Source organism: Sphingopyxis sp. GC21, from assembly GCF_025727575.1.
GTDB classification, from domain to species: Bacteria; Pseudomonadota; Alphaproteobacteria; order Sphingomonadales; family Sphingomonadaceae; genus Sphingopyxis; species Sphingopyxis terrae_A.
This window is the reverse complement of sequence record NZ_CP095845.1, coordinates 3392293-3405926: the sequence shown is the minus strand read 5'-3', so window position 1 is coordinate 3405926 and position 13634 is coordinate 3392293. Positions and strand designations below refer to the sequence as shown.

The following is a 13634-nucleotide window of genomic DNA, read 5'->3' as shown; positions in this document are numbered from 1 at the left end:
GCCAGCAAAAATGGCTTGGCAATGAACGAGGTGGGGGGCGTGGCCCCCGCACCCTCGAATTCAGCGATAGAAGATATGATTGTCGATCTGCGCTATGCGCGTCTTGCGCCAGCCGGGCGAGACGTAGCGCGCATGGAAGAACAGCGCGCCTGGCGCCTTGTTCTGCCAGCTGCCGTCGCGCGCGATCTGCGCGATGGCGATCGCATTCGACCATTGGCCGGCATTGCGCACGGCGGGCATCTTGCCGCGGCGAACGAAGCTGAACTGGCTCGGCTGATGGACGACGCCGCACAGGCTCGTCGGGAAGCGGCCCGACTTCGCGCGGTTGATCACGACATGTGCGACCGCGAGCTGCCCCGCGAGCGATTCGCCGCGCGATTCGAAATAGACCGCCTGCGCGAGGCAGCGCAGTTCGGGATCGATCGTCTCGGGCTTCGGGGTCGCCGCGACCAACTGGGCCAATGTATCGGCAACAGCGCTGTCTTCGGTGGCGGTCTCGACCGGCGTTTCGGCTTCGGTCGACGGAGCTGCCGCATCGCTGTCGGCCGGAACATCGGCGGCGGGCAGCGTGATCGCGGGAATGTTGGCGTCGGCGGCCAGATCACTGGCGAAGCCGGGTTCGGCCAACGACAGCGCGGCAAAGGCAGTCATGCCCACGGCGGCCACGCTGGCAGCGTTCAGAATACGACTCATCTAATCCGTCAAAAGGGCGGCTGACGAACCTAAATCTAACAGGCTGGGGGATCGTTGATCCTGAACCACCTGCGGTCGTCATCCGACTGCGTGTCCATATCGGTAAATCGGGCCCGTCCGAAAAGACGGATGCAACCCGCGATACGACCTACGCGTTATCAAGTGGCCGGGCACCTATTGTGCGCCGCAACAGAGTCAAGTTAACGCGCCCCACTCCGCGACGAGACGTGGCGCATCTGCGATATCCAGTTCGACGATCCACAAGTCGGGATCGGCTTTTCGCCGCCGGTCCTGATAGTTTGCGCGTTCTTCACCATCGCTCGCGGGATCGGGTCCGACCGCTTCCCATACATAATTGCCAGTCATCGCAAAGCGGCGTTCGAGCAGCGGCCCCGCCACCCCTCGGTCGCTGCACTGGACGAGGATCGAGCCGGAATGATCGTCGCCCGCGGCAAGAACCGCAGCGAATCCGCCCGCGGCCTCGGTTTCGCGGATAAGAAGATCGACGAGGAACCGGCTGGTGAAGCGCGTCATCGGAGCATCCGCCCCGGAAGGTCAGGCCGCGTCGCGCGCTTCGGCATCGACGAGCATGGCATAGAGCGCTTCGTCATTCTTCGCGCCGCGCAATCGTTCGGCAATGCTCTCATTGCGCAGCATACGCGATACGCCGGCGAGGGCCTTCAGATGGTCGGCGCCCGCGTCGAGCGGCGACAGCAGTATGAAGAGAAGATCGACCGGCAAACCATCGACCGCCTGAAAATCGATCGGCCGCGCGAGCTGCAGGAACATGCCGCGCACGCCGTTGAGATCGGCCATCTTGGCATGCGGCAAGGCAATGCCGCGACCAAAGCCGGTCGAACCGAGCCGCTCGCGCTCGAGCAGCGCCTCGCTCACTTCGCCCGCGTCGAGTCCCAGCGACCGCGCCGCCAGTTCGCCGACATAGGGGAACAGCGCCTTTTTGGAATCGAGCTGCACATTGGCGCGCACGGTGGCGGGATAAAGGAGGGAGGATAGGTTCATTGGTCTGGTCAAATCTGCATGGCCGCAAGGCGACGCCACGCGGGTCATCCTGTTGGCGTTGGTTCGCTTGAGCGTACTAGGCTGGCCCCCGCCGTCCGGCTTTCGGGCTTTGTTGGGCGCGGCCCTTAGGCCGAACGGCAGAGAAAATCCAGCCCTATTGTCTGCTAGCGCGGCTCGACCCAGCCGATCGTGCCGTCGCGGCGGCGATAGACCATGTTGTGCGACCCCGTCTTGCTGTTGACGAAAAGCAGCGCATTGGTGTCACGCAAATCAAGCATCATGACCGCATCGGACACGCTGCTCGTCGGGATATCGACGCGGGTTTCGGCGATGATCGCCGGCGCATCGCCTGCATCTTCATCATCGGTGCCGCCGTCGAAAACGACATAGCTGGCATTGTCCTCGATCGTCTCGATCGTCACCAACTGCGCACCATTGCCATTGTTGCGATCCTTCAGCCGGCGCATATAGCGGCGCAGCTGCTTTTCGATACGGTCGGCCGCGCCCTCGAACGCAACATGCGCGTCCTGCGCCTGGCCATGGCCTTTCAGGACCAGACCCTGCATGACATGCGCGACAATGTCGCACTGGAAACTGTCGTGCGGTCCCTTTCCGAAGGTCGCGTGCGCCCCGATCGCGCGCGAGAAATATTTGTCGGCAATCGCGTTCATCCGGTCCGACACATGCGCCTGCAGCGCTTCGCCGGTTTCGATCTGGTGGCCAGAGACGCGGATTTCCATTTTTCTTCTCCTTCAGTCATGTCCACGGGATCGCGGGGGAGCCGCGATCAGGGACTATCGTGCCACAGAGGTTGATTGAGTGTGGCGACGAATTCTGCATGACGCGCCAGTTCGGCCGGGGTTGCACCGTGCGGGCGCGGTTCGCGAAACGGGCGGGTGGGGGCGACGGATCGGACGGGTGCCGGTGCGGCACCCCGCGCCGCGGCGGCGGGTTCGGCGGCGAGCCCCAGCCCGATCTGCCGCCCGCCGGTCATTTCGATATAAAGGTGCGCCAGCAGTTCGGCGTCGAGCAGCGCGCCGTGCTTGACGCGGTGGCTGCGGTCGATGCCGTAGCGCGTGCAAAGCGCATCGAGGCTGTGCTTGGCGCCCGGATGAAGCTTGCGCGCCATCTGCACGGTGCAGCACATGCGCGCCATATCGAGCGGCGGCCGGCCGACGCGCGCCAGCTCGGCGTTGACGAAGCCGAAGTCGAAAGCGGCGTTGTGCGCCACCATCGGCGCATCGCCAAGAAAGTCGAGCAATTCGTCGACGCGCGCGGCAAAGAGCGGCTTGTCGGACAGAAACTGGATCGAAAGCCCGTGCACCGCCTCGGCCTCGGCGGGCATATCGCGTTCGGGATGAAAATAGGCGTGAAAGGTCCGCCCCGATTCGCGGCGGTCGATCAATTCGATGCACCCGATTTCGACCAGCCTGTGCCCCGTTCTGGGGTCGAGGCCCGTGGTTTCCGTATCGAAGATTATCTCACGCATCTTTCAAACAATCTGGACCCTATTGCGCATGGAAACAAGAGGCGATCCGCCGAATCTGACGATGGGTCTCGCTTTTCGGGCGGCCGGTTTCGATCAGGAAATCGGCGCGCGCACGCTTGACGCGATCGGGAACCTGCAGGCCCCGGATCGCCTTGAACTTTGCGTTGGTCATGCCGGGCCGGCGCAGCACGCGTTTGCGCTGGATCCACATCGGTGCGGTGACGACGGCGACTGCGCCGACGCGGTGCCAGCCCCCTTTTTCGAACAGGAGCGGAATGTCGAGCACGACGACATCGCGCGCGCGGTGACGGGCAAGGAATTTCTTCTGCGCGCGGCCGACTGCGGGATGGACAATCGCTTCGAGTGCGGCAAGCTCGTGGCGGTTGCCGAGCACGCGGCGGCCGAGTTCCTGGCGATCGACGCCGCGCGGACCGGTGGTGCCGGGAAAGCGCGCCTCGATCGCGGCGACCAAGGCACCGCCGGGACCTTGCAGGCGGTGAACTTCGGCATCGGCGTCGAACACCGGCACCCCTTCGCGTTCGAACATCGTTGCCGCGGTCGACTTCCCCATGCCGATCGAACCCGTCAGGCCGAGAATGAACGGTCGGCGAAGCCGCGATCCGGGGCGCTTGTAATGCGTCATGCGGTGAGAATCGCGCGCAATTCCTCGTCGCGACCTTCGGGCGGCGACGCGCCGAAAAACAGCTCGAACGCCAAGGCCGCCTGACCGATCAGCATGTCGAGCCCATCGACGATGTCCAGCCCGCGCGCGTCCGCAGCGCGGAGCAACCCTGTCATTAGCGGCGCGTAAACAAGATCGTATACGATCGCATCGTCGGGCAACGGTGACAGGTCGAGATCGAGCGGCGGCTGCCCCGTCATGCCAAGACTGCTCGAATTCACGAGCAACGCGGCCGGCGGAAGCGGGACATCGAGCGCGACGACATCGCCCTTGAGGCCAAATGTGGCAAGCAGGCCCATCGCCTTCAGCGGCGAACGGTTGAGGATGGTGACATGCCCCACCTTCGCGCGCGCGAGCGCAAAAAGCACCGCTCGCGCCGCGCCCCCGGCGCCGATTAGCGCGACCGGCGCGCCTTCGAGATCGAGTTCGGCGAGCGGGGAATAAAAGCCCGCGGCGTCGGTGTTGGTCCCGATAAGCGACCCGTCGCGTTGCCGCACGATCGTGTTCATCGCACCGATCGTGCCGCGAATGTCGCCCGGATCATCCACCAGATCCATCACCGCGATCTTGTGCGGGATGGTAACATTGCATCCGCGCCAGGCGGGATCGGTCCGGCGCTGGGCGATATAGGCGGCGAGATCGTCAGGTTTCACATGCGCGGGCCGATAGTCGCCCTTCATTCCCAGCGCATCGAGCCAGAAGCGATGAATCAGCGGCGATTTCGACTGGGCAATCGGATCGCCGATCACCTCGGCATAAGGCGCGGGCTCGGCAGCGGTCATTGCGGCGCCAGTCCGGTGGCGCGCAGCCATGCCATCAACGGCAGCATCGGCATGCCGATGATCGTCCAGGGATCGCCTTCGACCCGATCGAACAATTGCACGCCCGCCCCCTCGATTTCGTAACAGCCGACGGTCCAGCGGATGCTGTCCCAATGTTGCGCCACATAGTCGGCGATGAAGGCGTCCGACAAGGGCCGCATCCACAGCCGCGCCTCGCCGATCGCGCGCCAGACCGGCGCGCCGTCGCGCGCTGCAACGACCGCGCTGAACAATTTGTGCCGCGTCCCCGCCATGCGGCGCAGATGGTCTGCCGCCTCATCGGGGCTCGCGGGCTTGGCGAGCATTGTTCCATCGGCGAGCGCGAGCGTCGAATCGGCACCGATTACGGTAACGCCAGGCAGCCGAGAAGAAATCTTGATCGCCTTGGCCTCCGCCAGCGCATCGGCAATGTTGCGCGCCGTCTGCCCGGCGGTAACGAGACCGGCCGTCAGCGCTTCTTCATCGACATGCGCCGCGGTCGCTTCGAACGCGATTCCGGCAGCGCGCAGCATCGCTGCGCGGCCGCTGCTCTGCGATGCAAGGACGATCTGCTTCACGCCGTCCGGCCCCCGCGATCCTCGACCAGCTTGATCACCGCAGCCGCCGTTTCCTCGATCGAACGGCGCGTCACGTCGATCACCGGCCAGTCATTGTCGGCGAACATGCGGCGGGCATAAGCGATTTCGGCTTTCACGCGTTCATCGTCCACATAGGCTGTTTCGGGCGCCTGATTGAGCGAGAGCAGACGGTTGCGGCGCACCTGGACGAGGCGGTCGAGGCTGGTGGTCAGCCCGACGACGAGCGGACGCTTCAGATGATAGAGGGCGTCGGGTGGCGGGGATTCGGGAACGATCGGAATATTGGCCGTCTTGTACCCCCGGTTCGCCAGATAGATGCTCGTCGGCGTTTTGGAGGTTCGCGAGACTCCAGCGAGCAGGATGTCGGCCTGTTCCCAATTTTCCCAGCCGATCCCGTCGTCATGCGCGACGGTGAACTGGATCGCCTCGACGCGCGCGAAATAGGCGGCATCGAGCGCATGCTGACGACCCGGCCGCGCCTTGGCTTCCTGCCCGAGCATGCGCGACAAGGCATCGGTTACGGCGTCGAGCGCGGGAACAAGCGGCAGGCCTTGGGCCTCGGCGCGGCGCTCGAGACTGGCGCGCAACTCACCGTTGACGAGGGTGAAGAGGATCATGCCGGGGCTCGCCTGGACCTCCGCCATGATCCGGTCGAGATGCGATTCCGAGCGCACCATCGGCCAGAAATGGCGTACGACTTCGACATCGTCGAACTGTGCGATCGCCGCCTTGGCGATATTTTCGAGCGTTTCGCCGGTGGAATCGGATATCAGGTGAAGGTGGAGGCGGTCCATCACCTCTCTTGCCGCCTTGCGATGCGAAAAGGCAAGCCGTGAAGCGAGATTCCGAGGCTGTGGATAAGTTCGCGGACAAGCCCCGGGATGAAATCGGCAGGGCGATTCCATCCCCGGCCGCGTCGATTCCGCCCCACCGCTTATCCACAAGGGACGAGTCTTATCCACAGGCTGTGAATAGCGGGGATGAGAGCCAACGACTCCGTGGCGTTTGGCGGACCAGCCGGAGTCAAGCTGTTGGCAAAAACGGCGGCTGCGCCTAAAGCGCGCTTATCCGCCCGCCAACAATCCACCACAATCATTTATATATATTATGAAGAGAGAAAGAGGGGCCGCGTGAAGGCGTCATCGAAGAGCTTGCTGGCAACGCTGCGTGGGGTGCGGCAGGAACGGCCCGCCCTGTGGCTGATGCGCCAGGCCGGTCGCTATCTTCCCGAATATCGTGCGTTGCGGGCGACGAAGGGCGGCTTTCTGGAACTATGCTATGATCCAGAAGCTGCGGCCGAAGTAACATTGCAGCCGATCCGCCGGTTCGGATTCGACGGTGCCATTCTCTTTTCGGACATTCTGGTCGTGCCGCATGCGCTGGGGCAGCGGCTGTGGTTCGAGACGGGTGAGGGGCCGCGGCTGGCCCCGCCACTCGTCGATAGCGCTCTGGCGTCGCTTGAGGCGGCGCCTGAGCGGCTCGACGCGGTCTATGCAACCGTAGCGCGCGTGGCAGCTGCCTTGCCGCCCCAGACGACCTTTCTGGGATTTGCCGGCAGTCCCTGGACGGTCGCCACCTATATGGTCGCCGGCCAGGGATCGAAGGACCAGGCGGCCGCCCGGCGCATGGCGCTCTCTGATCCGGCGGCATTCGGCGCGATCATCGATGCGATCGTCGACCTCAGCGTGACCTATTTGTCGGGGCAGATCGAACAGGGGGTCGAGGCGGTTCAGTTGTTCGACAGCTGGGCAGGAAGCCTGTCGCCTGCCGAGTTCGAACGCTGGGTGATCGCCCCCAATGCCGAAATCGTCCGGCAACTGAAGGCGCTCCATCCCCACACGCCGATCATCGGTTTCCCGAAGGGCGCGGGCGGCAAGCTGGCGGCTTATGCCCGCAGGGTCGGCGCCGATGCGATCGGTCTTGACGAAACGGTCGATCCCGCTTGGGCCAATGATGATCTTCCCGATCATCTACCGGTGCAGGGCAATCTTGATCCGCTCGCGCTGGTCGCCGGCGGCCCGGCTCTTGACGCTGCGATCGATCGCATCCTTGCAGCTTTCCCCGAACGGCCCCATATCTTCAATCTCGGCCATGGTATCGTGCCCGACACGCCCATAGCCCATGTCGAACATCTGATCAGGCGCGTGCGAGGCGAGTAGCGGGATGGCAGACTGGACTGGATTTCTGGGGGTCACAATGTTGTGGGTGAAAGCGGCGCATGTGATTTTCGTCATCTTCCTGATGGCGGGTCTTTTCATGATGCCGCGCTTTTTCGTCTATCATCACCAATGTGCGGTGGGGTCGGACGAGGACAGAAAATGGATCGAGCGCGAAGATCGCCTGCGGAAGATCATCCTCAATCCCTCGCTCGTCCTCGTCTGGATCCTGGGTCTGATGCTCGCTTTCAATGGTGGCTATTGGTCGCAGGGCTGGTTTCACGCCAAGCTCCTGCTTGTCCTGCTTCTGTCGGGCTATCACGGCTGGACGATCGGCTATTTCAAGAAGCTGAAGCGCGGCGAACGACCACTGTCCGAAAAGCGCCTGCGGATGCTCAACGAGGTACCGGGCGTAGCCGCGGCGATCATCGTCATTCTGGCGGTCGTCCGGCCCTTTTGACCTCTCGTCTCGGCGACAGCCGATTGACTTGACGAAATCGGCGGCTTAGGGGCCGATCAACCCGGCTTTCCGTCGGCGGCGCGATCTTGGCGCCGAAGCTATCGTGAACGGTCGTCCCCCGGCCGGATAGGCACCGCCTGGTGCGCTGTATCGAACGAATTTTCCTATATTTCTGTTACCTGGAATCCATCCATGCATCTTAAAGAACTCAAGACAAAATCGCCCGCGCAGCTCGTCGAAATGGCTGAAGAGCTGGGCGTCGAGGGCGCCTCGACGCTGCGCAAGCAGGATCTGATGTTCTCGATCCTCAAGGAGCTCGCCGAAGAGGGCGAGGAAATCATCGGATCGGGAACGATCGAGGTTCTGCCCGACAGCTTCGGTTTTCTGCGTAGTCCCGAAGCCAATTATCTTGCCGGTCCCGACGACATCTATGTGTCGCCCAATCAGGTCCGCAAATATGGTCTGCGCACCGGCGACACCGTCGAGGGCGAAATTCGCGCGCCGAAGGACGGCGAACGCTATTTCGCGCTGACCAAGCTGATCAGCGTCAATTTCGACAATCCCGAGGTCGTGCGCCACCGCGTCAATTTCGACAATCTGACGCCGCTCTATCCGAACCAGAAGCTCAAGCTCGATACGATCGATCCGACCGTCAAGGACAAGTCGGCGCGCGTGATCGATCTCGTCAGCCCGCAGGGCAAGGGCCAGCGCGCGCTGATCGTCGCGCCGCCGCGCACGGGCAAGACGGTGCTGCTGCAAAATATCGCGAAGGCGATCACCGACAATCACCCCGAGGTCTATCTGATCGTCCTGCTGATCGACGAGCGGCCCGAGGAAGTCACCGACATGCAGCGCAGCGTCAATGGCGAGGTCGTCTCCTCGACCTTCGACGAGCCCGCGACGCGCCACGTCCAGGTCGCCGAAATGGTGATCGAAAAGGCGAAGCGGCTAGTCGAGCACAAAAAGGATGTCGTCATCCTGCTCGACTCGATCACCCGCCTCGGCCGCGCGTACAACACCGTAGTGCCGAGCTCGGGCAAGGTTCTGACCGGCGGTGTCGATGCGAACGCGCTTCAGCGTCCCAAGCGCTTCTTCGGTGCTGCGCGCAATATCGAGGAAGGCGGATCGCTGTCGATCATCGCGACCGCGCTGATCGATACCGGCAGCCGCATGGACGAAGTCATCTTCGAAGAATTCAAGGGCACGGGTAACAGCGAAATCGTCCTCGACCGCAAGGTCGCCGACAAGCGCATTTTCCCGTCGCTCGACGTCGGCAAGTCGGGCACCCGCAAGGAAGAACTGCTCGTCGAGAAGGACAAGCTCAGCAAAATGTGGGTGCTGCGCCGCATCCTCATGCAGATGGGCACGGTCGATGCGATGGAATTCCTGCTCGACAAGATCAAGGATTCCAAGACCAACGAAGATTTCTTCGACAGCATGAACCAGTAAGCCGCGATGGCCGTGATCGAGCATGCCTTGCTGCCGGTCCGGCCTGGAATGGAAGTGGAATTCGAAGCGGCCATCGCCAAAGCGCGGCCACTGATCGAAGCCTCGCCCGGCTTCATTTCGCTGACCCTTCGTCGGCCGTTGGGAACCGGACAGCCCTATCTGTTGTTGGCAGAATGGCGAACGGTCGCGGATCATCGCGATGGTTTTCGTCGATCCGGCCGCTATGAACGGTGGCGGGCGCTGCTGCATCGCTTTTACGACCCCGTGCCGGGGGTGAGCTATTTCGGAGACGCTGTGTGATTTTGGACATGTTGACGCAGGCGGCGGCCACTGCCGGGCCCGGTGGGTTCGGCGAAATCTGGTCGCACATCGTCGCCGATTTTTCGAACATCACTGAACCCGCCGCGCTCGCTGCCTTCGTGCAGGTGCTGATGATCGACATCGTGCTGGCCGGCGACAATGCCATCGTCGTCGGCGCGCTCGCCGCAGGTCTGCCCGCCGATCAGCGCAAGAAGGTGATCCTGATCGGCGTTCTGGCGGCGCTCGTCCTGCGCATTGCCTTTGCCCTTGTCGTCACGCAGTTGATGCAGATCGTCGGTCTGATCTTCGTCGGCGGTCTGCTGCTGATCTGGGTCGCCTGGAAGATGTGGCGCGAACTGCGCGAAGGCGCGCATTCGGCCGGATCACCCGAGATTGAGGGCGACGAACATTCGGGGTTGAAGCCTGCCAAAAGCTTTGCCGCCGCCGCCTGGGCGGTCGCGATCGCCGACGTCAGCATGAGTCTCGACAATGTGCTTGCGGTTGCCGGCGCGGCGCGCGAGCATCCGGGCATCCTGATCGTCGGGCTGATCTTCGCGGTCGCACTGATGGGTATCGCGGCGAATATCATCGCCAAATATATCGAGCGCTATCGCTGGATCGCCTATGTCGGCCTTGCCGTCATCCTCTATGTCGCGGTCAAGATGATCCACGAAGGCTGGATCGACCCCGCGGTCGGGCTAGGAACATTGTTCGGCTGAACAAAAGCCGGTCTCGTGAGAGGCCGGCTTTTCTTTTAGCGGCGGAATCCCCATTTGGAGGATATGGCAAAGCTCCATCTCACCCGTGTTGCTGTGGGTTGTCCCGACTATCCGTCGCTGGATGCGCGGATTGCCGCACGTGCAGAGCAGGGCGAAGTGCGGTTCATGACGCGGTTCAAGCCGAAACGTGCGGACGAATTGATCGGCGGAAGATTGCATTTCATCATTCGTCACATGATCGTCGGGCGCGTCGAAATCCTGGCTTTTGACGATCGGGATGATGGGCGGGTCGATATTGTGTGTGCGGCCAGGCTCGAACCCGTTCATCCGCAGCCCAAGCGTGCGCACCAGGGCTGGCGTTATCTGAGCGAGGCCGATGCGCCCAAGACTGCGGATGGCGCGAGCGGAATCGGCGATCTGCCGCCCGAGCTCTATCGCGAATTGGCGGCGATCAGCCTGATCTAGCGCTCACCGGGCGTGCCTTCGATCGCGGCGCGAAAGCTGTCGGCACGCGCCATGGCCCAATAGCGCGCGCTGGCGACCGATCCCGGATCGTCGAGCAGAATGGAACGCGGGTAGAAGCTGTAGATGCGGTCGATCGAATCCGAGCGTGCCGAATTCAGCCGCTCGTGGAGATGGTGCGGCCTTATCTGCCATGGATCGTCGAGCCCCATTGCGCAGCTGATATCCCATAGCGCCGACACGGTGGACGCCTGGAACCGGCGGACCCGTTCGGCCTTGTCCTCGACGACCAGACCGCGTTGGCGTCCGGCATCCTGCGTTGCCACTCCCGTCGGACATTCGTCGGTGTGGCATTTGAGCGACTGGACGCAGCCGAGACTGAACATGAAAGCGCGCGCCGCGTTGGACCAGTCGGCGCCGAGGGCGCAATTGACCGCGAGCCCGGCGCCCGAATGCACCTTGCCCGAGGCGGCGAGACGGATTTCTTCCTTGAGCCCGCAGCCGACAAGCGCGTTGCGGACGAAGATCAAGCCTTCGCGAAGCGGCATGCCGACGCGGTTCGAAAATTCAACCGGAGCAGCGCCGGTGCCGCCTTCGGCGCCGTCGACAACGATATAGTCGAGGCGGATTCCCGTCTCGAGCATGGCCTTCATGACGGCATAGATTTCGTGCGGCTGGCCGACGCAGAGCTTGATCCCGACCGGCTTTCCGCCGGTGAGATCGCGCAGCTTCGCCGCCCATTCGACCATTTCTATCGGCGTCGAGAAAGCGGAATGCGCGGCCGGCGACACGCAATCCTTGCCTTCGGGAACGCCGCGCGTCGCAGCGATCTCGGCGCTCACCTTCGGGCCTGGCAAGACGCCGCCATGCCCCGGCTTCGCGCCTTGGCTGAGCTTGATTTCGATCATCTTGACCTGATCATGTTGCGCGGCATCGCGAAAGCGATCGGGGTCGAAACGACCTTCATCATCGCGGCAACCAAAATAGCCGCTGCCCAATTCCCAGACGATGTCGCCGCCGTGGACACGGTGATAGGGGCTGAAGCCGCCTTCGCCGGTATCGTGGTAGAAATCGCCTGCCTTGGCGCCAAGATTGAGCGCCTCGATCGCCTTGGCGCCGAGCGACCCAAAGCTCATGGCCGAAATATTGAGGAGCGCTGCATCATAAGGCCGTGCGCATTGTGCGGTTCCCACGCGGACCCGCCGCGTCCGGTCATGCGCTTCTGCGGGCGCAATGCTGTGGCTCATCCATTCATATTCGTCCGAATAGACGTCGAGTTCGGTTCCGAAGGGATGGCTGTCGAGCTGCCCCTTGGCGCGGGCATAGACCAGATCGCGTTCGTTGCGCGCGAAGGGACGGCCGTCGAGCGGGCTTTCGACGACATAAGCGTAAAGAAAAGGCCGCAATGCCTCGAACAGCCAGCGGATGCGCGCGATCAGTGGATAGTTGCGGCGCAGCGAATGATGCGACTGCATGACGTCGTAAAGCGCCACGAGCAGCAACGGCGTCCAGATCAGCAAGCTCCAGCGCGCGGGCGCCCACCATAGCGCCAGCGCAATCGCAGCGATCAGGCCGGGAATGACGATCCATCGGCGCATGACAGGGAAACGCGGTCAGCCCGCCTGCGCTGCAAGCATCGCCGCCATTTTCTCCCAAACCTTGTTGATCGCCTTGAGCGGGCGAACCATAACCTTGAAATCCTGTATCTTTCCGTCGTCGTTCCAGCGAATTATATCGATGCCGTTGATGTGGATTCCCTCAAGTTCGGTTGAAAATTCGAGGCAAGCCTGGTTGCCGTCGGCGATTTCGCGCAGATAGCGAAAATTTTCACCGCCGAGCACATGACTCGCGGCGTGCAGATAGGCGAACACCTTGTCGCGGCCTTCTTGCGGCGAGTGAACGACGGGCGAATGGAATACCGCGTCGTCAGCCAGCATCGCGCGCAAGGCTTCCGGATCGCCGCCCGCCGCCATATAGGCGTGCCAGGCGGCAAGTCCGGGATGGACGCCGGACCCGGCGATCATGCAAGAGCCTCGGCGAAGAAATCGCGCGTCCGGCTATCGGCAAGCTGCGCGCCATCGTCGTTGCGGCGATTGCCCATCGTTGCTGCGAAGCCATGGTCTAGGCCGGGATAATCGTGGAGCGTAACTTTGGGATTGGGATCGAGCGCTTCGTGGATCTTTGCCTGCGCGGCATGATCGACGAAATGATCCTCGGTCGGAATGTGGAGCATCAGCGGCTTGGCAATCGCGTGCGCCTCGTTCAGCATCGTGTCGATCATGACGCCATAATAGCCGACCGAAGCGTCGATATCGGTTCGCGTCGCCGCCATATAGGCCAGCCGTCCGCCAAGGCAGAAGCCGACGCAGCCGACCTTGGTCGCGCCCTGGCTGTGCAGCCAGCGGATCGCGGCCTCGATATCCTTGACGCCCAGGTCGGCATCATATTGGCCGAAATAGCCAAGCGCTTCCTGAAATTCGGCCTCGATATCGGGGCTGAGTTCGACACCGGGCGCGAACCGCCAGAAAATGTCGGGGGCGATGGCCAGATAACCGAGCGCCGCCCAGTCGTCGGCCTTTTTGCGGATGCCTTCGTTCACGCCGAAGATCTCCGGGATTACGATGATGGCGCGCGTCGTGTCGGCATCGGGCCGCGCGACATAGGCGGGAATCCGGCCTTCGCCGTCGAGTGCGGCGATTTCGCTGTTGGTTGGCGACATGAGGGGCTCTCCTGACTCTTGCTTATTGGCTGTGAAAGCGCGAAGCTAGCCGCCGACAGGGCGACGCTCAAGCGCGGAAAGGGCGG

Annotated in this window: 18 protein-coding genes; 6 read left to right on the top strand and 12 right to left on the bottom strand. The window is 62.9% G+C overall.

What is annotated here, in order from left to right:
* Positions 1-60 precede the first annotated feature (60 nt).
* The 9 genes from MU856_RS16410 to MU856_RS16370 form a co-directional block, all read right to left on the bottom strand.
* Complete coding sequence (locus MU856_RS16410; protein ID WP_263587958.1) at positions 61-693, bottom strand: cell wall hydrolase; 633 nt, start codon at positions 691-693, stop codon at positions 61-63.
* A gap of 195 nt (positions 694-888) precedes the next feature.
* A complete protein-coding gene (locus MU856_RS16405; RefSeq protein ID WP_058810834.1) occupies positions 889-1227 on the bottom strand; it encodes a DUF1491 family protein in 339 nt (112 codons plus the stop codon).
* Positions 1228-1248: 21 nt separating this feature from the next.
* Positions 1249-1713, bottom strand: coding sequence for a PTS sugar transporter subunit IIA (locus MU856_RS16400; RefSeq protein WP_062901396.1), 465 nt, complete (start codon positions 1711-1713; stop codon positions 1249-1251).
* Between the two features lie 164 nt (positions 1714-1877).
* Positions 1878-2453: a ribosome hibernation-promoting factor, HPF/YfiA family gene (gene hpf, locus MU856_RS16395; RefSeq protein ID WP_003042145.1), complete on the bottom strand. Its 576-nt coding sequence runs from the start codon at positions 2451-2453 to the stop codon at positions 1878-1880.
* Positions 2454-2500: 47 nt separating this feature from the next.
* Entirely contained in the window at positions 2501-3202 is a 702-nt protein-coding gene (dnaQ, locus tag MU856_RS16390) for a DNA polymerase III subunit epsilon (protein ID WP_062901397.1), read from the bottom strand.
* Between the two features lie 19 nt (positions 3203-3221).
* Positions 3222-3845, bottom strand: coding sequence for a dephospho-CoA kinase (gene coaE, locus MU856_RS16385; RefSeq protein WP_058810830.1), 624 nt, complete (start codon positions 3843-3845; stop codon positions 3222-3224).
* Positions 3842-4666, bottom strand: a complete 825-nt coding sequence (gene aroE, locus MU856_RS16380) for a shikimate dehydrogenase (RefSeq protein WP_263587957.1) — start codon at positions 4664-4666, stop codon at positions 3842-3844. Before aroE ends, coaE begins: the two co-directional genes overlap by 4 nt.
* On the bottom strand, positions 4663-5217 hold the full coding sequence (locus MU856_RS16375; RefSeq protein ID WP_412072833.1) for a Maf family protein: 555 nt from the start codon (positions 5215-5217) through the stop codon (positions 4663-4665). Before MU856_RS16375 ends, aroE begins: the two co-directional genes overlap by 4 nt.
* Positions 5218-5258: 41 nt before the next feature.
* Positions 5259-6077 (bottom strand): pyruvate, water dikinase regulatory protein, encoded by an 819-nt coding sequence (locus MU856_RS16370; RefSeq protein WP_062901400.1) that lies wholly within the window; start codon positions 6075-6077, stop codon positions 5259-5261.
* A 336-nt stretch (positions 6078-6413) separates the two neighbouring features.
* On the opposite strand from MU856_RS16370, the gene hemE reads away from it, so the two are divergent.
* The 6 genes from hemE to MU856_RS16340 all read left to right on the top strand — a co-directional run bounded on the left by hemE (position 6414) and on the right by MU856_RS16340 (position 10832).
* Complete coding sequence (gene hemE / locus MU856_RS16365; protein ID WP_263587955.1) at positions 6414-7442, top strand: uroporphyrinogen decarboxylase; 1029 nt, start codon at positions 6414-6416, stop codon at positions 7440-7442.
* Between the two features lie 4 nt (positions 7443-7446).
* Complete coding sequence (locus MU856_RS16360; protein ID WP_062901402.1) at positions 7447-7899, top strand: CopD family protein; 453 nt, start codon at positions 7447-7449, stop codon at positions 7897-7899.
* 192 nt (positions 7900-8091) lie between these two features.
* On the top strand, positions 8092-9348 hold the full coding sequence (rho, locus tag MU856_RS16355; RefSeq protein WP_003042126.1) for a transcription termination factor Rho: 1257 nt from the start codon (positions 8092-8094) through the stop codon (positions 9346-9348).
* A gap of 6 nt (positions 9349-9354) precedes the next feature.
* Entirely contained in the window at positions 9355-9648 is a 294-nt protein-coding gene (locus tag MU856_RS16350; RefSeq protein WP_263587954.1) for an antibiotic biosynthesis monooxygenase family protein, read from the top strand.
* A gap of 8 nt (positions 9649-9656) precedes the next feature.
* Entirely contained in the window at positions 9657-10367 is a 711-nt protein-coding gene (locus MU856_RS16345; RefSeq protein WP_062901404.1) for a TerC family protein, read from the top strand.
* 63 nt (positions 10368-10430) lie between these two features.
* Positions 10431-10832: a DUF1489 domain-containing protein gene (locus MU856_RS16340; protein ID WP_263588990.1), complete on the top strand. Its 402-nt coding sequence runs from the start codon at positions 10431-10433 to the stop codon at positions 10830-10832.
* Here MU856_RS16340 and MU856_RS16335 read toward each other — a convergent pair.
* From MU856_RS16335 to MU856_RS16325, 3 genes are read right to left on the bottom strand one after another with little or no spacing between them, the layout of a single operon-like run.
* Positions 10829-12427, bottom strand: coding sequence for an FMN-binding glutamate synthase family protein (locus MU856_RS16335; protein ID WP_062901406.1), 1599 nt, complete (start codon positions 12425-12427; stop codon positions 10829-10831). The genes MU856_RS16340 and MU856_RS16335 overlap by 4 nt on opposite strands.
* A gap of 15 nt (positions 12428-12442) precedes the next feature.
* The gene (locus MU856_RS16330; RefSeq protein ID WP_263587953.1) at positions 12443-12853 is read right to left on the bottom strand and encodes a nuclear transport factor 2 family protein; all 411 of its coding nucleotides are present in this window, start codon (positions 12851-12853) and stop codon (positions 12443-12445) included.
* A complete protein-coding gene (locus MU856_RS16325; RefSeq protein ID WP_186401464.1) occupies positions 12850-13548 on the bottom strand; it encodes a dienelactone hydrolase family protein in 699 nt (232 codons plus the stop codon). The genes MU856_RS16330 and MU856_RS16325 overlap by 4 nt, the downstream gene beginning before the upstream one ends.
* Positions 13549-13634 lie beyond the last annotated feature (86 nt).